20 protein-coding genes and 1 pseudogene are annotated in these 20,219 nt (G+C 33.5%); 13 read left to right on the top strand and 8 right to left on the bottom strand.

Features of this window, described 5'->3' with window-relative positions; translation table 11 throughout:
• The first annotated feature begins 62 nt into the window (after positions 1-62).
• The 7 genes and pseudogenes from ACFX5D_RS01495 to groL all read left to right on the top strand — a co-directional run bounded on the left by ACFX5D_RS01495 (position 63) and on the right by groL (position 5,715).
• The gene (locus ACFX5D_RS01495; protein ID WP_379856501.1) at positions 63-1,325 is read left to right on the top strand and encodes a sigma-54 interaction domain-containing protein; all 1,263 of its coding nucleotides are present in this window, start codon (positions 63-65) and stop codon (positions 1,323-1,325) included.
• A 100-nt stretch (positions 1,326-1,425) separates the two neighbouring features.
• Positions 1,426-1,929, top strand: coding sequence for an LptE family protein (locus tag ACFX5D_RS01490; RefSeq protein WP_379856500.1), 504 nt, complete (start codon positions 1,426-1,428; stop codon positions 1,927-1,929).
• A gap of 81 nt (positions 1,930-2,010) precedes the next feature.
• The gene (locus ACFX5D_RS01485) at positions 2,011-2,868 is read left to right on the top strand and encodes a hypothetical protein (protein ID WP_379856499.1); all 858 of its coding nucleotides are present in this window, start codon (positions 2,011-2,013) and stop codon (positions 2,866-2,868) included.
• Between the two features lie 3 nt (positions 2,869-2,871).
• Positions 2,872-3,216 (top strand): preprotein translocase subunit SecG, encoded by a 345-nt coding sequence (secG, locus tag ACFX5D_RS01480; RefSeq protein ID WP_379856498.1) that lies wholly within the window; start codon positions 2,872-2,874, stop codon positions 3,214-3,216.
• A gap of 137 nt (positions 3,217-3,353) precedes the next feature.
• Positions 3,354-3,629, top strand: a complete 276-nt coding sequence (locus ACFX5D_RS01475; protein ID WP_379856497.1) for a co-chaperone GroES — start codon at positions 3,354-3,356, stop codon at positions 3,627-3,629.
• 137 nt (positions 3,630-3,766) lie between these two features.
• Positions 3,767-4,011: pseudogene (locus ACFX5D_RS01470) on the top strand (four helix bundle protein).
• A gap of 75 nt (positions 4,012-4,086) precedes the next feature.
• Positions 4,087-5,715, top strand: coding sequence for a chaperonin GroEL (groL, locus tag ACFX5D_RS01465; protein WP_073203893.1), 1,629 nt, complete (start codon positions 4,087-4,089; stop codon positions 5,713-5,715).
• Positions 5,716-5,788: 73 nt separating this feature from the next.
• Here groL and ACFX5D_RS01460 read toward each other — a convergent pair whose 3' ends face one another.
• From ACFX5D_RS01460 to xrtF, 8 genes are all read right to left on the bottom strand, one after another.
• The gene (locus ACFX5D_RS01460; protein ID WP_379856496.1) at positions 5,789-6,469 is read right to left on the bottom strand and encodes a DedA family protein; all 681 of its coding nucleotides are present in this window, start codon (positions 6,467-6,469) and stop codon (positions 5,789-5,791) included.
• 200 nt (positions 6,470-6,669) lie between these two features.
• Positions 6,670-7,011, bottom strand: a complete 342-nt coding sequence (locus ACFX5D_RS01455; RefSeq protein ID WP_379856495.1) for a heavy-metal-associated domain-containing protein — start codon at positions 7,009-7,011, stop codon at positions 6,670-6,672.
• Between the two features lie 41 nt (positions 7,012-7,052).
• Entirely contained in the window at positions 7,053-9,062 is a 2,010-nt protein-coding gene (locus ACFX5D_RS01450) for a TonB-dependent receptor plug domain-containing protein (protein ID WP_379856494.1), read from the bottom strand.
• Between the two features lie 73 nt (positions 9,063-9,135).
• Complete coding sequence (locus ACFX5D_RS01445; RefSeq protein WP_379856493.1) at positions 9,136-9,537, bottom strand: HYC_CC_PP family protein; 402 nt, start codon at positions 9,535-9,537, stop codon at positions 9,136-9,138.
• Between the two features lie 53 nt (positions 9,538-9,590).
• The gene (locus tag ACFX5D_RS01440; RefSeq protein ID WP_379856492.1) at positions 9,591-10,946 is read right to left on the bottom strand and encodes an MBL fold metallo-hydrolase RNA specificity domain-containing protein; all 1,356 of its coding nucleotides are present in this window, start codon (positions 10,944-10,946) and stop codon (positions 9,591-9,593) included.
• A 40-nt stretch (positions 10,947-10,986) separates the two neighbouring features.
• Entirely contained in the window at positions 10,987-11,817 is an 831-nt protein-coding gene (locus ACFX5D_RS01435; RefSeq protein WP_379856491.1) for an ATP cone domain-containing protein, read from the bottom strand.
• A gap of 60 nt (positions 11,818-11,877) precedes the next feature.
• On the bottom strand, positions 11,878-12,318 hold the full coding sequence (locus ACFX5D_RS01430) for an exosortase F system-associated membrane protein (RefSeq protein ID WP_379856490.1): 441 nt from the start codon (positions 12,316-12,318) through the stop codon (positions 11,878-11,880).
• On the bottom strand, positions 12,296-12,844 hold the full coding sequence (gene xrtF / locus ACFX5D_RS01425) for an exosortase family protein XrtF (RefSeq protein ID WP_379856489.1): 549 nt from the start codon (positions 12,842-12,844) through the stop codon (positions 12,296-12,298). Before xrtF ends, ACFX5D_RS01430 begins: the two co-directional genes overlap by 23 nt.
• A gap of 76 nt (positions 12,845-12,920) precedes the next feature.
• Here xrtF and ACFX5D_RS01420 point away from each other — a divergent pair, with 76 nt between their 5' ends.
• The 6 genes from ACFX5D_RS01420 (at position 12,921) to ACFX5D_RS01395 (ending at position 20,102) form a co-directional block, all read left to right on the top strand.
• A complete protein-coding gene (locus tag ACFX5D_RS01420; RefSeq protein WP_379856488.1) occupies positions 12,921-13,382 on the top strand; it encodes a GAF domain-containing protein in 462 nt (153 codons plus the stop codon).
• Between the two features lie 128 nt (positions 13,383-13,510).
• The gene (gene rpsO / locus ACFX5D_RS01415) at positions 13,511-13,777 is read left to right on the top strand and encodes a 30S ribosomal protein S15 (RefSeq protein WP_073203920.1); all 267 of its coding nucleotides are present in this window, start codon (positions 13,511-13,513) and stop codon (positions 13,775-13,777) included.
• Between the two features lie 236 nt (positions 13,778-14,013).
• Positions 14,014-16,155, top strand: coding sequence for a polyribonucleotide nucleotidyltransferase (locus ACFX5D_RS01410; protein WP_379849555.1), 2,142 nt, complete (start codon positions 14,014-14,016; stop codon positions 16,153-16,155).
• A 164-nt stretch (positions 16,156-16,319) separates the two neighbouring features.
• Positions 16,320-17,183, top strand: coding sequence for a sigma-70 family RNA polymerase sigma factor (locus ACFX5D_RS01405; protein ID WP_007137700.1), 864 nt, complete (start codon positions 16,320-16,322; stop codon positions 17,181-17,183).
• 364 nt (positions 17,184-17,547) lie between these two features.
• Complete coding sequence (gene rpe / locus ACFX5D_RS01400) at positions 17,548-18,210, top strand: ribulose-phosphate 3-epimerase (RefSeq protein WP_379856487.1); 663 nt, start codon at positions 17,548-17,550, stop codon at positions 18,208-18,210.
• A 503-nt stretch (positions 18,211-18,713) separates the two neighbouring features.
• Complete coding sequence (locus ACFX5D_RS01395) at positions 18,714-20,102, top strand: phage integrase SAM-like domain-containing protein (RefSeq protein ID WP_379856486.1); 1,389 nt, start codon at positions 18,714-18,716, stop codon at positions 20,100-20,102.
• Positions 20,103-20,219: the final 117 nt, after the last annotated feature.

The raw sequence follows: 20,219 nt of genomic DNA, 5'->3' as shown, positions 1-20,219 counted from the left end.
CATTATTTAAACCGCAAAATCAGTTTTAATAATTTGCGAAATTCGTGTAAAATTAAAAATATATGGAATCAGTTCAAGCTATAAAACAACGATTTGAGATTATTGGGAATGACCCAAAGCTCAATCGTGCCATAGAAAAAGCCATTCAAGTTGCTCCTACTGATATTTCGGTACTGGTAGCTGGTGAAAGTGGCGTTGGAAAAGAGAATATTCCTAGAATTATTCATTCGCTTTCTCACAGAAAACATGGAAAATACATTGCTGTAAACTGTGGTGCAATTCCTGAAGGAACTATTGACAGTGAACTTTTTGGACATGAAAAGGGCGCTTTTACAGGTGCAACAAACACACGCGAAGGGTATTTTGAAGTGGCTGACGGCGGTACTATTTTCCTTGATGAAGTAGGTGAATTGCCTTTGACTACTCAAGTGCGGTTGCTACGTGTCTTGGAAAATGGCGAATTTATAAAAGTAGGTTCTTCACAAGTGCAAAAAACAGATGTCCGTATTGTAGCTGCTACCAATGTTAATTTATTTAATGCCATCGAAAAAGGAAAATTTCGTGAAGATTTGTATTATCGATTAAGTACCGTAGATATTACTTTGCCTCCGTTGCGAGAGCGAAAAGAAGATATTCATTTGTTATTCAGAAAATTTGCCTCAGATTTTGCGAATAAATACAAAATGCCACCATTAAAATTAGAAGAAAGTGCTGTTCTTGTTCTACAAAAATTTCGTTGGAGTGGTAATATTCGACAGTTGAGAAACGTCGCGGAACAAATTTCCGTATTGGAAACAAATCGCGAAATTTCGGCTGCAACTTTACAATCTTACTTGCCAGCTGAAGGAAGTAATTTGCCATCGGTAATCAAAAACAAGAAAAACGATAGCGATTTTAGTAACGAAAGAGAAATTTTGTACAAAGTCCTTTTTGACATGAAAAGTGACTTGCATGATTTGAAAAAGCTCACTTTAGAACTAATGGAAAACGGCAGTTCTAAAGTTCAGGAAACCAATAAAAACTTAATTACAAAAATATACGGCTCTAAAGAGAATGACAGCGAAATAGATTTTGAAGAAGAACCAAGAACCGCTTTGATTGCCTCTCAAAATAAAGAAGAACGTTATCAAGAAAATGATGATAACAACTATTTATTTGCAGAAACTGTCGAAGAGGAAGAAGAAATATTGAGATTAGAGCAGAAGGAAATTGAAATGATTAAAAAATCATTAGAAAAAAATAAAGGAAAACGAAAAGCCGCAGCCGATGAACTGGGAATTTCCGAAAGAACTTTATATCGCAAAATTAAACAATTTGATTTGTAGTTATTGTATACCAATCAAATAGACAGTAATGATTTGATTGAAAATGAATATATTTGACCCAAGCGTTAGCGAAGTGGCGGAACAATTTTTAAAATAGAAAATGAAACACATAAAACGTATTCTTCTTATACTAATTATATTCAGCATCAACAGTTGCTCTGTTTATAACTTTACAGGAACTGGAAAAATTGATGCAAAAACCTTTCAAGTCAATTTTTTTCAGAATAACGCGGAACTGATTGAGCCAGGAATAGACCGAACTTTTACACTTGCTTTGCAAGACATAATCCAAAATCAAACCAATTTAAATTTGGTTAAAAACGGAGCTGATTTAACATATGAAGGCGAAATTGTAGATTACAGAATTAGTCCAATGACAGCAACAGCCGATCAAAAAGCGGCGCAAAACCGTTTAAAAATAAGAGTAAATGTAAGGTTTACTAATAAAAACAAAGAGGCAGATAATTTTGAAAAAACATTTGAGTTTTATTTCGATTACCCCGCAGAACAACAATTGGCGGGATCTAGATTAAACAGTGCTTTGAAAGATATTTTTGAAAGAATAACCCAAGATATCTTTAATGAATCTTTAGCTAAATGGTAAATGAGGTGTTGATTCGGTAATTTGTTGATTCGGTAAATCGGAGAACAAACAAACGAATAACAAAACAAACGAATAACCTTTATGAATGTAACTGATTATACTTATCTGATTAATAAACCAAATGCTATCAATGAGAAGCAAACGGCTGCATTGGAAAAAGTACTGGATGAATTCCCTTATTTTCAAAGCGCCAGAGCCTTATCATTAAAAGGACTTTACAACCTTAATAGTTTCAAATATAATTACGCACTTAAAGTTACCGCAGCGCACACCACAGATAGAGTCGTTTTGTTTGATTTTATTACATCAGACACTTTTACTGCAATACAAAAAGACTTTTATGACAAAAAAACAATTGAGCTACTAGATATCCAAGTAATCAATAGTAAAATAATTATTCCCGAAGAAAAATTAGAATACAAAACAAATCCTTTAGAACAATCAATTCTTACTTCCATAAAGGAAGCTTTGCCAGGACAACCTGATGATACCGCTAAGATATTTGAAGAAAAATTAGCTATGGGTCAACCTTTGGATTTCTCTGCAAATGAAAAACATTCTTTCCAAGAATGGCTACAACTATCCAGAAAACTGCCTATTGATAGAGTAACGGAGAATAAGATTAGCCCTCTAGCTTTACCAATAGACGATCCCAAAAAGAAAAAAGCGGAACTAATCGACAAGTTTATAGAAACCAGCCCAAAGATCCCGCCCGTAAAACACGGTGTAATATCCACGGTTACTTTCGATCTAAATAAAGATGATAATTCATACCTGATGACAGAGACTTTAGCAAGGGTATATTTAGAACAAAAAAAATATCTAAAAGCGATTCAAGCTTATCAAATATTAATTTTGAAATATCCAGAAAAAAGTAGTTTCTTTGTAGACCGTATCTCAGATATTAAGATTTTACAACAAAATAATTATAACAATTAAGCAATGAGCACATTTTCAATTTTTTTAGTTTTAATAACAATCGTTTGTTTCCTATTAATCGTAGTAATAATGGTTCAAAACCCTAAAGGCGGCGGATTATCTTCTACAGTAGGTGGTTCACAAATGCTAGGTGGTGTACAAAAAACAACTGATTTTTTAGACAAAAGTACTTGGACACTTGCTACTATTTTAATTGTATTGATACTTCTTTCAAGCTTAAGTTTTACAGGAGCATTAAGTGATAATGATTCAAAAATTATTGAGCAAACAGAAGCTACTGTACCAACAAGTGCTGCACCAACTTCTCCTGTTCAAAACACACCTGCTGCGACAAATCCAGTAAAATAAATTATTACGCCTAATTTTAAATGCCAGCCTGTCAAAGCTGGCATTTTTTATAAGAAAATATGTCAGTTTAAATAGGTTGGCATAATTTCTGAAATCTTATAAGTAACCGTTAAAAAAATAATTAAAAAAATAAAATCATGGCTTTAAACATTAAACCACTTTCAGACCGAGTTCTTATCGAACCAGTTGCTGCTGAAACCAAAACTGCTTCCGGTATTTTTATTCCGGATACCGCCAAAGAAAAACCACAAAAAGGAACTGTAGTTGCTGTGGGAACTGGCACAAAAGACCACACAATGACAGTTAAAATTGGAGATTCCGTTCTTTATGGAAAATATGCTGGTACGGAATTGAAACTGGAAGGGAAAGATTATTTGATAATGAGAGAAGATGATATTTTAGCAATTATATAGCTATAGGCAATACGCTTTAAGTAAATGAGAGACTTCAAAAAATATGAGGTTTGGCAACAAAGTCACGTTTTTACATTAGAAATATATAAAATCCTTCTGTTTTTCCTCAAGACAAATTACATGGTTTAACCAGTCAAATTCGTAGAGTATCTTCTTCAATTCCAACTAATATTAGTGAAGGATCTGTTAGAAACAGTAACAAAGAATTAATCAATTTCTTAATATTGCTTTAGGCTCAGCTTGTGAAACAGAATATTTACTGATTCTTTCAAAAGATCTAAAATATATTAACATCGAATTATTTAAACATCTCGAAAAAGAAGTTAATATTATCAAAAGTAAAATTTACAAATTAAAATTGGCTTTAAGTACAAAGCTTTAAGCTAGAAAAAAATAATACTAATTGCAGTTCGGTTATAGCGTAAAGCATAAAGCCTTCTGCGTAAAGCTAATAAAGATGGCAAAAGATATAAAATTTGATATAGAAGCACGTGACGGATTAAAACGTGGTGTTGATGCATTAGCAAATGCTGTAAAAGTAACACTTGGACCAAAAGGTCGTAATGTAATCATTGGTAAATCTTTCGGAGGCCCAACAGTTACTAAGGATGGTGTTACCGTTGCAAAAGAAATAGAATTAAAAGATCCATTAGAAAACATGGGCGCTCAGATGGTTAAAGAAGTTGCTTCTAAAACTAATGATTTAGCTGGTGATGGTACAACAACTGCAACTGTTTTGGCTCAAGCTATCGTAAAAGAAGGTTTAAAAAACGTTGCTGCAGGAGCAAATCCAATGGATTTAAAACGCGGTATTGATAAAGCAGTTGAAGCTATTGTTGCTGATTTGGCTAAACAAGCTAAAGTAGTAGGAAGTGATTCTGAAAAAATCAAACAAATTGCTTCAATTTCAGCTAATAATGATGAAGTAATTGGCGAACTAATCGCTGCAGCTTTCGCAAAAGTTGGAAAAGAAGGTGTGATCACTGTGGAAGAAGCCAAAGGAACTGATACTTATGTAGATGTTGTGGAAGGAATGCAATTTGACAGAGGGTATCTTTCTCCTTATTTTGTTACCAATCCAGAAAAAATGGAAGTGGAATTGGAAAATCCATATATCCTTTTATATGACAAAAAAGTTTCTTCATTAAAAGAATTGTTACCCGTTTTGGAACCAGTTGCTCAATCTGGAAAACCATTATTGATTATTGCTGAAGATGTTGATGGGGAAGCGTTATCTACATTGGTGGTAAATAAATTACGTGGTGCCTTGAAAATTGCTGCAGTAAAAGCTCCTGGTTTTGGGGACAGAAGAAAAGCAATGCTTGAAGATATTGCAATCTTAACTGGAGGTACAGTAATTTCAGAAGAAAGAGGATACACTTTGGAAAACACAACTATCGAAATGTTAGGAACTGCCAAAAAAGTGACTATCGATAAAGACAATACAACAATTGTAAGTGGTGCTGGCGAAGCTGATATGATCAAAAATCGTGTCAACCAAATCAAAGGCCAAATGGAAGCTACAACTTCTGATTACGACAAAGAAAAATTACAGGAACGCTTGGCTAAATTAGCTGGAGGAGTTGCTGTTCTTTATGTAGGTGCTGCTTCTGAAGTAGAAATGAAAGAGAAAAAAGACAGAGTTGATGATGCACTACATGCTACTCGTGCTGCTGTTGAAGAAGGAATTGTTGCTGGTGGAGGCGTTGCTTTACTAAGAGCAAAACTTGTACTAAGCACTATCAAAGCGGACAATGCGGATGAAGCAACAGGAATTCAAATTGTATCTCGTGCTGTAGAGTCTCCATTGAGAACTATCGTCGAAAATGCAGGTCTTGAAGGCTCAGTTGTTGTTGCAAAAGTAGCGGAAGGAAAAGGTGATTTTGGATACAATGCCAAAACAGACGAATATGTAGATATGCTTAAAGCAGGTATTATTGACCCGAAAAAAGTAACGCGTGTAGCTTTAGAAAATGCAGCATCAGTTGCAGGAATGATCTTGACTACTGAATGTGCTTTGATTGATATTAAAGAAGATAATGGTGGCGGAAACCCAATGGGTGGAGGTATGCCAGGAATGATGTAATTCACTCCCTTTTTAAAACAAAAAACTCCGTTTCTTAATTGAAACGGAGTTTTTTTATTAATAGTATAATTGATTATTTTATATGTACTCTCTTCTTCAAAAGCTTAAATAAAACTGGAACAGTAGTTATAAGTACAATAATTATTATAATGTATTCGATATGTTCTTTTAAATCAATTCCAAAATTTTCTAAAAAGACACCATATAAATAATGTCCCGAAAAAATCAAAATAAAGGACCATAAAAAAGAACTCAAAACATTGAAGAACATAAATTTACTTTTATCCATGGATACAATTCCAGCCACAATGGGCGCAAAGGTTCTAAAAATAGGTAAAAAACGCGCAAATATTATTGCTTTCCCGCCATACTTTTCAAAGAAATCTTTCGACTGCAATAGGTATTTTTTCTTGAACCAAAAAGTATCTTCTTTTTTAAATAAATAATACCCGCTTTTTGCTCCAAACCAATAACCAACAGTATTACCCACGATTCCTGCAGCGGCAACCAACAACGACAATAAAGTAACATTAATAAAATCGCTATCTATCGCAATCATATTTTGGATCAAATCTTTACTGTAAATCCCTGCAAGGAAAAGCAAACTGTCTCCAGGAAGAAAAAAACCGGCAAAAAGACCTGTTTCAGCAAAAATTATAAATAAAACTATATACAAACCTATTTGAACTCCTCCTATTTGAAGGTTGATATAAAATTCCGGATTTAGTAATTGCGTCCAATCAAAGTTATTCATAAAAACGATTTGTAATTAAATTTATTGGTCGTGAAAGTAAGAATAATTTAGCTCAACCGCAATTTATTACTTGACTTTAAAGTTTAATTAACGCTTAAAAGTATTACAGCAACACTGATAAACGCAATTATAAATCTTTTATAAATTTCATCCTTTAAAATAAATTTAAAAATTATAAGCTTTCGCTCTGGGTTTCAAAATTACTTTCGCTCATACAAACAACACGCATGTAGACCTTGATAATCTTCATTTGTCGCTTTCACTTCATCCGTATCATGACCTACTTTGGCAACCGCTTTTTTCACCTCTAATGCAGATGTTTTTTCTTCGTTAAGTATTAAGCTCAATTGATGTGTTTCGATATCCCAAACTGCTGACTTCACTCCAGTCACAGAATATGCCGCTTTTTGAATTCGCTTCTGGCATTGCTCGCAATTACCATTTACTTCACTGACATATTTAGCATTTTTATTCTTCTTTTCTTGTGCTTGAGCAGCAAATCCAAGAAAACTTACCATTAGTATTAAAATAATATTTTTCATTTTTACTTTTTATTGTGATTATTGATTTTTTTACACTGTGCTTATTTTATTTTAAATCGCAATCCTGCATAATACATTTGTCCAAAAACCGGCGCATATACAATTGATGCATCAAAAGTGGAGCCAAAAGGATTCTCACTCCCAATAATAGCCTTTTCTTGGGTGTAATTTCCAATATTTTCTCCTCCAATATACATTTCAAACGTTGAAGAGAAAGTTCTTGTAATTTGAGCATTCATTAAAGAATAAGATCGTGAAAATTCAGGTAACCTGTCATTTATTGGATTTGAAGCCGTATTGGGCAATTGCTGTTGACCAATCCAATTAAAAGTATAATCGAATTTCCATTGTTTTCCTTTCTCTCCTACGTGTGTTTCATATTCTAAATTACCAAAAAAACGATGTTTCGCCTGTAATGGCTTTTGGTAATTTCCTGAAAGATAATCCGTTTTTACGTCATAAAATTTATAAGCTGAACGCAAATTTAAATGATTAAAAACTTCATAATTGAATTCCAGTTGTAAACTATTGGCAACAGATTTTCCATTTAAATTATAGAACAAAACTTGTTGAGGACTTTGCATTACATCAACCACTACTTGATTCTGAAAATCGGTTCTGTAGAAATCAAAACCAACATCGGCACTTTTACCGAAGAGTGAGAATTTTTGCGCAAAGCTCAAACCGTAATTCCATGCAATTTCAGGATTCAAACCATAAATTTTCCCGTTTGTATCTAAAACCTCAAAGGTCCTGGAACTGGCAAAAAGAGGTTGATTTTCAGCAAAAATATTTGCTGAACGTTTCCCTCTTCCCGCAGAAAATCGTAAAACTCCTTTTTCCCAAGGATTGTATCGAACATGCAATCGTGGCGTCAGAAATGTCCCTAAACGATTATGATTATCGATTCTTCCGCCAAGAATTACACTAAAATTATCGGCGTTGTCGTACGTGTATTCAAAAAAAGCACCAACTGAATTATCAATCCTGCTGTAATCATTTACGTTAACAAACTCTTGATACTTATCGTAAGTAAAATTCAAACCTGCAGCAAATTTATTCATCGTATTATTAATAATCGAATTAAAAATCAAGTTTGAATAATAACTGCTTTGCTTAATATTATATTGGTTTAAACCAAAGTAAGACTGTTGATCATGACTGTTAAAAGCGTTTTGAAAACCAATACTTTGATAAGGTATGTCTTTAAAAACATACCCCACTTTAGTCGAAACATCCAATCGCTCTGTATTAATTTCAGAACCCCAGTAATTAGTTGTTCCTTTGTCTCTTTCTGGATTGAAATTCAATTCTCCTGTTTGTTTTTTATCATTCATATATCTGAAATTGATAAAACTCACCCAACCTTTTTCGGCATTATAATACTGATATCTATTGAGAATATTGATTTGTTTTGCCAATGGATTATCCAGAAAACCATCGTCATTCATGTCCAGCTTCGCTACTCGAGCATTGCCGTGAAGAAACAGACTACTGCTCCACTTATCCGAGATTTTGGTATTAAAATGGGTATTTAATTCAAATCGGGAATCTGTAGAACCATATGCATTCAAGAAAAACGGAATATCATTTAACGGTTTTAACAACTCCGTGTTGATTTGGCCTGAAATACTTTCGTATCCATTGACAACACTCCCTGCACCTTTAGTGATTTGGATACTTTCAACCCAAGTTCCGGGAGTAAACGACAAACCATACGCTTGAGAAGCACCACGTACAGAAGGTACATTTTCTTCGGTTATCATTAAATATGGGCTAGTTAGGCCAAGCATTTTGATTTGTTTTGTTCCCGTCAAAGCATCCGAGAAATTGACATCAATAGAGGGATTTGTTTCAAAACTTTCAGCAAGATTGCAACAAGCTGCTTTAAGCAATTCTTTGCTTGTTATTAAGGTTGTGTTTCCTGTTACTGTGAAAGATTTTTGAATTCCTTTTCGTTTTTGGACGACTTTTACCTCCTGCAGATTTTCTTGAGAAAAGACGGGAATCGAAAGAAAAATCACAACAAAAAGCGTTATTATTTTTTGCATCATACAATATTTTAATGTTTATAAAAAGCAGATTCAAATCACAAGAAGCGATTTGACTTTTAAAACATTAAAATCAGGCGTAAAAAATATATTGGCTGTACAACTTAAAAAGTGGCGGTGCACTTACCTCACAAAAATAAACAGCAGATTGCGTACTTCTGAAATTTTTATTCGAAGAAAAAACAATTGTTCGCCATTCCTGAATCAGAAAAGAAAAAGCGGTATCAAAGGAAAATGCTTTAATTGTAGCGTTATCTGATTTTTTCTGGAAGTTAACAACTTTATCTTTACAACAACTATCCTTTTTGGTAACGAGTTTTTCACAACATCTTTTTTCTGTTGATTGCGACACCTTTGTACGTAAAGAAACGGAGGCAATTTCTTCTCCACAATAATGCACATTAAAAGCCAATCCTACATTGGAAACCAATAGCAGAAAGGCTAAAAACAAACTAGTGCATTTTTTAATATTCATGATACAAAATTAGATAATAAAGAGACTCTTAAAACCAAAAATAGTGTTAAAAATTACAATTCAAATTCTTGCCCCATTAAAGGAATTTTACAATCAAAATGGTATTTTTCATTGATTTTTATCCGAAGTTCATCTAATGATATATTCTCGCCATGAACCAAAAACACATTTGTAGGTTTATTTTCTAAAGCTGAAAGCCAGTTTAGCAAATCCTTTTGATCTCCGTGAGCTGATAAACTTTCTATTTCCAAAATATTTGCCATTACCGGATAATATTTACCCTGAATTTTAATTTCTTTGGCTCCTTCTAACAATTTTCTTCCACGAGTTCCTTCTGCTTGAAAGCCAATAATAATAACCGTGGTTTCCGGCAAACCTATATATCGTTCTAAATAACTCAGCACTCTCCCTCCTGTAATCATTCCGCTGGCGGCAATAACCACTTTGGGCTGTTTATCATATATAGTTGCAATCGTTTCCTGATAATCTGTAATCATTGAAAACATTTTACACATAGCAATATATTCGTGCTCTGGTAATTTATGCCACTTTCTATTATTTTCAAAAATATCCAAAAAACTTATTCCCATTGGTGTATCAATAATATACGGAATATTGGGAATTCTATCTTCTTCTTTGAGTTGCCATAATAAATACATGACTGTTTGTGCACGCTCTACAGCAAAACTGGGAATAATGATGGTTCCGCCTTTCGCAACAGTGTTATTGATATACATTTCCAGTTCCGCTTTGACATCCGTATCGGGATGAAGACGATCTCCGTACGTACTTTCCAAAAATATATAATCGCCTCTTTTGGGTTTTGTTGGCGGATACAGTAATACATCGTTATCACGACCAATGTCTCCAGAAAAAACTAATATCTTATTTTCGAGTTGCAATTCTATCGTACAAGCGCCCAAGATGTGTCCTGCATTAGAGTAAACTGCAGTAATTTCAGCATCCACAGGGATTGACTCATTGGTTTTAACAACTCTAAAATGGGGGAAAACTTTTTCAGCTTGGGCAATGTTATAAAGCGGCTGTGCAATTTCATGTTTAGAAAATTTTCCTTTATTAGTATTATTCGCTTCTTCTTCCTGAATTTTGGCGCTGTCCAAAAGAATTAGTTTTGTTATATCTTTTGTTGGACTGGTACAATAAATTTTGCCTGTAAAACCCTGATCAACTAATCTGGGTAACCAGCCGCAATGATCCAAATGTCCGTGGGTCAACAAAACAAAATCTATTGTTGAAGGTAAAATAGGCAATGGCTCCCAATTGAGCTCTCGCAATGGTTTAATACCCTGAAATTGTCCACAGTCTATCAAAATCCTAATACCGTTGCTTTCAATTAATGTTTTCGAACCCGTAACAGTTCCTGCTCCACCAATAAATTTCACTTTCATTTTACCAGATTTAAGATTAAACAAATCAGCAATATCTATTTTAAATATACCTACATAATTCAGAAGCTTCTTTCAAAACATTCTTTATCCGATTTGAACTCAACCCTATTCTATCTAAAGAATCAGAATTGTTTATTATTTCTTTTACCAAAATAACGTCTAAAATCAACAGTTTGTCTTTTTCAGCGAGAGTTAAAGTGGTCAAACAAGTCACCGGATAAAGATTAGCAGTGTCATTTTTTGTTTTTAAATTATTATTCGTAGGATAATTCCAACTCAACAAGTTCAATCCCGAACACTTTGCAAAATCAACAGCATCAGACGTAAAGCGATTATTAGTGACAATCCAGCACTCTAAAACGGTATCTTTCTGAGTAAAAATGGGATGAAACCTGTCTTTAATATCATTATATCGAGACAAGATATACATAGGAACTTTCACATCAGTTGCTGCATCTCGACCAACATGATATTTACATTCCACCATAGAAATAATATCATTTTTTTTAATTAAAACATCTATTTCATGAGAGACACACTTTCCAAACAGAGTCAAATTAGTCACTGTTGTGTAATGCTCGGAGGCAAAAATTCTGGCAATATATTTTTCGAAGAAAAAACCTGCGGGACCTAATAATCGAATTGCCTCTCTCAAATTATAACGCGCTGCATGAGAACTAGCTATTTTTTTTAATAATTCAAAAGCCATTTTGTAAATTTGCTTAGTGGAAATTCCTTCATAAACCTCATTTTGAATCGACTTAAGAACGCCTTCAACTACATTACTACTTGCTCCAGATTTTAATAGCGAAGTTTTAAGCTTATCAGGATTAAAATCTACAATATCTCCCGAGTGTTTGACTATCTTCATACTTTTATTTATTTAACAATAAAGGAATTAAGCAGAATAAAGATAACGAAAAAAGAGTACTTATTTTTGTTTTTGGTAATAAAATGCCGGAACAAATAATAGTACAAAAATGGGCTGAATTAGAAATCTACGAACATAGAAAAGTACTAAATTATTATGTCCCTTAACGTAGTAGATGATAAAGAAAAAAGTAACAATTAATATCATAAAGAAAAAATAATAAAGAACAAGGGCAAATTTTACCATTTGAATATCTTTGAAAAGAACATAGATAATCCCCAACGATAAAATGGTATTCAAAGTGAAACGGAACAGTAGCCCAAAAAATAATTGAAACGGATTAAAAATAGGCAAGGATAAATTAGCAAAATTATATTTAAAATAATCCAAAAAAGGGTCGTAAAACAATTGATCTTCAAAAGCTCGTATAAGAACTAACAATCCCACAAAAAAAAGGAATTGAGCTAATCTGATTTTATTATTTAGTATTATTTGAAGCATATTTTGAAAATTTAAGTACCCATATTCCCCACAAAATAAAAACCACCCCATAAATAAACAACGGAAAAAGTACTCCGTGCAAAAAGTTTTCTTGTTTTGGAAAATGAAACATAAGCACACATAACAATGCTATTCGGATCACATTTAAAATATAAATAAAAAGGCTACCACCAAAAATAAAAAGCAAAGTGGGCTTAAGCTTTCCAGAAAAAGATACCACAAAAGAAACAAACAAAATGATCATACTGACCGCATTACAACCTTCAATAATTCGAGCAACATACTTATGATTAAAAATCAACTTAATAAAGGAATGCGATTGATTCTCTTCAATTTTAAAATTAAAACCAAAAAAATGCAAAAATTGACTTGTATTCGTAGCCACCATTCTTGTTATGGAGTCCAGTTTATTTCGCCCAAAGCTATTTAGATATTCTTGATAAAAAACAGTCAGGACGATGTAAGTAAAAAAAAAGGCAATCAGAAAAAGCAAAAAAGGCTTGTAGAGAATAAAATATTTTTTCAAAATCAATTTTTTAACAAATTTATATAATTTTTGAAACCTGCTTTAAATTACTTTTGTATAAATATAAATAAAAACCATGACATTTCAAGAATTACAACCAAAAGTAACCGAAATCACAACAAATACAACCCTTTCAAGAGACGAAAAGCTTTTAACTATTTGCCAACTTTTAAGCGATTCTATTGATTACTACAACTGGGTAGGATTTTATTTTGCTAATCCGGAAACCAAAACTTTACATCTGGGACCCTATGTGGGAGCAGAAACAGACCATACTGTAATTCCTTTTGGAAAAGGTATTTGCGGACAAGTAGCAGTCTCTAATGAGAACTTTGTAGTGCCAGACGTTTCGGCACAAGACAATTATATCGCTTGCAGTTTTACTGTAAAATCAGAAATCGTAGTCCCTCTTTTTGTAAATGGAGAAAATATTGGACAAATAGACATTGATAGTCATGTTATTGATCCTTTTACCGAAACTGACGAAAAATTTTTAGAATTTGTAAATCAAGAAATCGCGAAATTATTTACAGCATAATCTACTGAAAATTAAATTCTTAAAGCTTAGACAAATTTTCTCTTGCCTTTTTAAAAATAAAGATTATCTTTGCACCCGTCTTACAATAGATGTATGACATACATAAAAATCATTAAACAAATATTGGAATGTATTTAACTAAAGAGATTAAAGAAGAAATTTTCGCTAAACACGGAGATGTTACAAACACTGGAAAATCAGAAAGTCAAATTGCTTTGTTCACTTTCAGAATTAGCCATTTAACTGAGCACTTGAAAAAAAATCGTCATGATTACAACACAGAGCGTTCATTAGTATTGCTAGTTGGAAAAAGAAGATCTTTGTTAGATTACTTGAAGAAAACAGAAATCAACAGATATCGTGAGATTATCAAAGTATTGAATATCAGAAAATAATCAATACAAAAGAGGTGCGAAAGTGCCTCTTTTTTTATTTTACAATTTAGAGTCTAGAAGTTCTATTTTGGTCCTGCGAAAAAAGGGATTAGAACTAAGACTACACTATAAAGTCTATACTAATTAGTATTGGCAATTAAAAAAAGTTTGGTTTTTCATTGGGTTTTAGGCATTAACTACGCACAACAACAACTACAACACAACTAGAACCCATGTTTAACTAATAAATTAAATTTATGATTCCACAATTATTTGTAGAAAGTATCGATTTAGGTGATGGCAGAAACATCACAATCGAGACAGGTCGTTTAGCCAAACAAGCGGATGGATCTGTAGTAGTAAGAATAGGTAAAACTGTTATTTTAGGTACAGTTGTATCTTCAAGAAAAGCAAGTCCAGGTATCGATTTTCTTCCGCTTACGGTAGATTATCGTGAGAAATTTGCTGCAGCAGGACGTTTCCCAGGTGGTTTCTTTAAGAGAGAAGCAAGACCAAGTGATAACGAAGTATTAACAATGCGTTTAGTTGACCGTGTTTTACGTCCACTTTTTCCAGATGATTACCATGCAGAAGTTCAGGTAATGATTCAATTAATGTCTCATGACGAAGACGTAATGCCAGATGCATTAGCAGGTTTAGCAGCATCAGCAGCTTTAGCTTTGTCTGATATCCCATTTGAAACATTAATCTCTGAAGCTAGAGTTGGTAGAGTTGACGGAAAATTCATTATCAATCCAAGTCGTGCTCAATTAGAATTGTCAGACATCGATATGATGATTGGAGCTTCTATGGATTCTATTGCAATGGTAGAAGGTGAGATGAAAGAAATTTCAGAAGCAGAAATGCTTGAAGCAATTAAATTTGCTCACGAACATATCAAAAATCAAATTTCTGCTCAACTACGTTTACAAGCTGCTTTTGGAAAAAAAGAAACTCGTACGTACGAAGGAGAGAGAGAAGACGAAGCAATTTACGCTAAAGTAAAAGCCGCATCTTACGATATGTGTTATGCTATCGCAAAACAAGGTACAGCAAAACAAGAAAGAACAGCTCAATTTGCAGCAGTAAAAGAAGAAGTAAAAGCGTTATTTACAGAAGAAGAATTGGCTGAAAATGGCGATTTAGTTTCTAAATACTTTTACAAAGCTAACAAAGAAGCAGTTCGTAATGTAACACTAGATTTAGGTACACGTTTAGACGGAAGAAAAACTACAGAAATCAGACCAATCTGGTGTGAAGTAGATTACTTACCATCTGTACATGGATCTGCATTGTTTACACGTGGAGAAACTCAAGCATTGGCAACAGCCACTTTAGGAACCTCTAGAGAAGCAAACCAAATTGACTCTCCATCACAACAAGGTGAAGAGCGTTTCTACTTACACTACAACTTCCCTCCTTTCTCAACTGGTGAAGCTCGTCCTTTAAGAGGAACTTCAAGACGAGAAGTTGGTCACGGAAACTTAGCGCAAAGAGCTTTAAAAAACATGATTCCTGCTGATTGTCCTTACACAATCCGTGTTGTATCTGAAGTATTAGAATCTAACGGTTCATCTTCTATGGCAACAGTTTGTGCTGGAACATTAGCATTAATGGACGCAGGTATCCAAATGATTCGTCCCGTTTCTGGGATTGCAATGGGATTGATTACTGACGGAGAACGTTTTGCAGTATTGTCTGATATTCTTGGTGACGAAGATCACTTAGGAGATATGGACTTTAAAGTAACTGGAACTTCTGAAGGAATTACAGCTTGTCAAATGGACATCAAGATTGACGGATTGAAATATGAGATTATGGAAGCAGCATTGGCGCAAGCTCGTGACGGTCGTTTACATATCCTTGGAAAATTAATTGAAACTTTGGCATCGCCTAAAGAAGATGTTAAAGCGTATGCTCCAAAAATTATTACAAGAAGAATTCCTAATTCATTTATTGGCGCGTTGATTGGACCTGGTGGAAAAGTGATTCAAGAATTACAAAAAACAACAGGAACAACAATTGTTATCAATGAAGACCCAACTACTGAAGAAGGTGTTATTGAAATCTTAGGAACAGATCCTGCTGGAATTGAAGCAGTATTGGCTAAAATCAAGTCAATCACTTTCAAACCACAAATGAATGAAGCCTATGATGTGAAAGTAATCAAAATGCTTGATTTTGGTGCAGTAGTAGAATACCTAGAAGCTCCTGGAAATGAAGTATTACTTCACGTATCTGAGCTTGCATGGGAACGTACTGAAAACGTTTCTGACGTAGTGAAAATGGGTGATGTTTTTCAAGTGAAATACTTAGGTATGGATCCAAAAACAAGAAAAGAAAAAGTGTCAAGAAAAGCACTTTTGCCGAGACCTCCACGTGAGGAAAGAAAAGAGTAATCAGATCTTAGTTTACTAAAGGTTTATTTATAGAAAACCCCAATTCATGAATGTGAATTGGGGTTTTTCGCTTTTAATAAAATTATTTTTAAAACAATTGTAACTTTTTTGAAACTCCCTACGTATAATCATTTGTACACTTAAAAAATTGAGGAGACAAAAACATGAGACAACTTAAAATCACCAAGCAGGTTACGAATCGTGAAACTGCATCATTAGACAAATATTTACAAGAAATTGGAAAAGTTGACCTTATTACCGCTGACGAAGAAGTAGAATTAGCACAAAAGATTAAAGCTGGGGATCAAAAAGCCTTAGAAAAATTGACAAAAGCTAATTTACGTTTCGTAGTTTCGGTAGCAAAACAATACCAAAATCAAGGACTTACACTTCCTGATTTAATTAATGAAGGAAATTTAGGATTGATAAAAGCAGCACAACGTTTTGATGAAACACGTGGTTTCAAATTCATCTCCTATGCCGTTTGGTGGATTCGTCAATCTATATTACAAGCATTGGCTGAACAATCCCGTATCGTTCGATTGCCTTTGAATAAAATTGGATCTATCAATAAAATCAACAAAATGTACGCTTTATTAGAGCAATCTAACGAGCGTCCACCATCTGCTGAGGAAATTGCAAAAGAGCTTGACATGACCGTAAATGACGTGAAAGAGAGTATGAAGAACTCTGGTCGTCACTTATCAATGGATGCTCCTCTTGTTGAAGGAGAAGATTCTAACCTTTACGATGTATTACGTTCTGGTGAATCTCCAAATCCAGACAGAGAATTAATCCATGAATCATTGCGTACTGAAATCGAGCGTTCATTAGAAACATTGACTCCAAGAGAAGCTGATGTAGTTCGTTTGTACTTTGGTCTTGGCGATCAACACCCAATGACATTAGAGGAAATCGGAGAAACTTTCGATTTAACTCGTGAGCGTGTGCGTCAAATCAAGGAAAAAGCAATCCGTAGATTAAAACACACTTCTAGAAGTAAAATACTAAAAACATACCTTGGATAATATCCAAAATAAATTTCAAATCCCACTCTTTTGGGATTTGAAATTTTACAGTAAACAACAGTTTGATTGACTGTTCGTTTTTTGATTGATGATTGAAACTCCGGCTGATTACCGGAGTTTTTTATTTATTAAACCTTCATCATTCGTTGTTCAAAATTGAATATTCAGGCTTTAAAAAATCTATCTATTTTCATTTTTTATGTTGAATATTTGCCCTATAGCTATCTAGAAATGAATTTTTAAGTTTCAAATTTTTAAAAATAAAAGAATAGATTACCTTTGCGCGAACAACAACGAAAATAAATGCTGAAAATTCAATTTTGAACAACGAATTTTGAAGTTTCAACCACAACTCAACTACACAATGAAAAACACATTAATTGCGCCATCAGTACTTGCAGCTGATTTTGCTAATCTGCAACGAGACATCGAAATGATCAACAGCAGCGAAGCCGATTGGTTTCACATTGATATCATGGATGGTGTTTTTGTTCCCAATATTTCTTACGGAATGCCAGTTTTAGAAGCTATTACAAGACATGCTAAAAAAATAGTCGATGTACATTTAATGATTATTGATCCCGACCGTTACATCAAAACTTTCGCAGAATTGGGCGCTAATATTCTAAGTGTACATTATGAAGCTTGTACACACCTTCACAGAACGCTACAAGCGATAAAAGCCGAAGGAATGAAAGCTGGAGTCGCCATTAATCCACACACGAATATTGATCTATTAGAGGACGTAATTAACGATATCGATTTGGTTTGCATCATGAGTGTGAATCCAGGTTTTGGAGGACAATCATTTATCGAAAATACGTACGCAAAAGTTAAAAAATTAAAAGATTTAATCAATAAAAAAGGGGCGACTACACTTATAGAAGTTGATGGTGGCGTTACTAATAAAAACGCAAAACAACTTGTTGAAGCAGGAGCGGATGTTCTTGTGGCAGGAAGTTTTGTTTTTAAAGCCGAAAACCCCATACAAACCATACGAGATTTAAAAAAGCTAACAAACTTTTAAAGAAAATGGCGCCTTGTGCGCCATTTTTTATTTAAAATAGGCTTCATCGAAATTAATCATTGCCGCAATGTGCGCGTATACGACTATAAAAATAAAAATCAGCAGGAATAATATCTCAAAAAGTACCGAAATAAAAAGTTGACGAGACATATTTCATAAACGTTTTAAAATGAAAATGCTCCAAAATAATTTCAAGTTGACTTGATTTTTTTGAAGCATTTCTATTTGCGTTTGTGGCCGCGACAGGGTTCGAACCTGAAACCTTGAACACTCTATTACACATTTTTAATAACTTCCCAAAACCATTACAAAAATAACTATTAAATTCAACAAATTAGACACTTAAAGAGTTTTTTAATAACTATCTGACAGTAGAATGAAAACGAATCAAATAGAACTAAATGTTAAAACGGTTTGGCAACGGTTTGGCAAGTTTGAGAATTGTATTATAAAAATCCCTATATTTGAATTGTTCAAAAGTTCAACCGTTCAATAGTTCAAATATGGCAACCGTAAATTTTAGATTAAGAAGTAAGGTAAATAAAAACGTTTCAATTAAGGTTTATTTATCCTTAGAACGTGGAAACGTTATTGAGGTAAATACAGGTTTTACAGTTAATCCAAAAGACTGGAGCAAAGACACCGACCGACCGTTAAAAAACACAACCGAAAACAAACTGATTTTTAACAACCTCAAAAAATTAGAATCATTCCTCTACAACAATCTCAACACCGATTTAGGAAACAATGTTTTAATTGATACGTTTTGGATACAAACCCAAATAAACAATTGTTTTGATAGAGTTGTAAAAACCGATACAGGTTTATTAATTAATCACATTCAGTACATTCTCGATAATGCAAACACGCGCAAAGTAAGAACAAATGGCGGGGTAAAAATTGGATTGAGTAAGGGTACAATAAAAAACTATACTGTTTTTAAAAACATAATCTTAGAGTATCAAAAAACCATTAAAAAACAAATCCAGTTTATTGAGATAACAAATACTTTTGTTGACAAATTCACAAACTGGCTCGTTAATACCAAAAAATATTCCGCAAACACCACAGGCCGAGAATTACAAATTTTAAAAACGGTTTGTATTGATGCTGAAAAAAATGAAATTCCAGTAACACCCTATTCAAAAATAATCCAACATTTTGGCGAGAGTGACAAAGACCGCTATATTCAAACATTATCATTTGAGGAACTGGAGCAAATCAAAACCTCCGATTTTACAGACCTTGAACAACTTAACAACCTAAAGAAAACAAACCCCGGATTAACAAAGAATCTTTCATTAACACCCGAAACACTAAACAATGCGCGAAACTGGATTTTGATCGGTTGTGAAATTGGACAACGTGGCGGGGATTTACTGAGGATAACTACTGAAAACATTCGATATAAGGGCGGGAATATGTATTTAGATATAATTCAACAGAAAACAAATAAAAGTGTAACCATTGGCATAATTGCGCCTCACGTTATTGATATAATAGAAAATGATTTACCTAAAGAAATACCACACCAAAAACTAAACAATTATGTAAAAGTTATTTGCAAACTGACTGGCATTGTTGAGGTTGTTAAGGGAACAAAACTAAACACCGAAACCAACAGAAAAGAATTAGGAAATTATCCAAAGTATGAATTAATAGCCTCGCATTGTTTTAGGCGTTCCTTTGCCTCTAATTACTATAAAAAGATACCTACTGCAGTACTTATCGGAATAACTGGACACTCAAAAGAAAGTTTGTTTTTAACCTACATAAACAAACGCGAAGACAAAGACGCAAACGCCGATTTATTTATGAAGTTCTATGAAGACCTAAACAAAGACAAAAAACCCGAAATGAAACTAATAAAAAACGGAACAAACAACGATTAAATAACAACGGAATAACAAAGACATAACCACATAAAACAACCGTTCAAACGTATAAAAAAATTAAGACGACCTAACTTATAAATAATTACATTAGTAAGGTTAAACCGTTCAATTTAA

Source organism: Flavobacterium fructosi (assembly GCF_042787335.1).
Taxonomy (GTDB): Bacteria; Bacteroidota; Bacteroidia; order Flavobacteriales; family Flavobacteriaceae; genus Flavobacterium; species Flavobacterium fructosi.
This window is presented reverse-complemented; position numbering and strand designations above follow the sequence as displayed.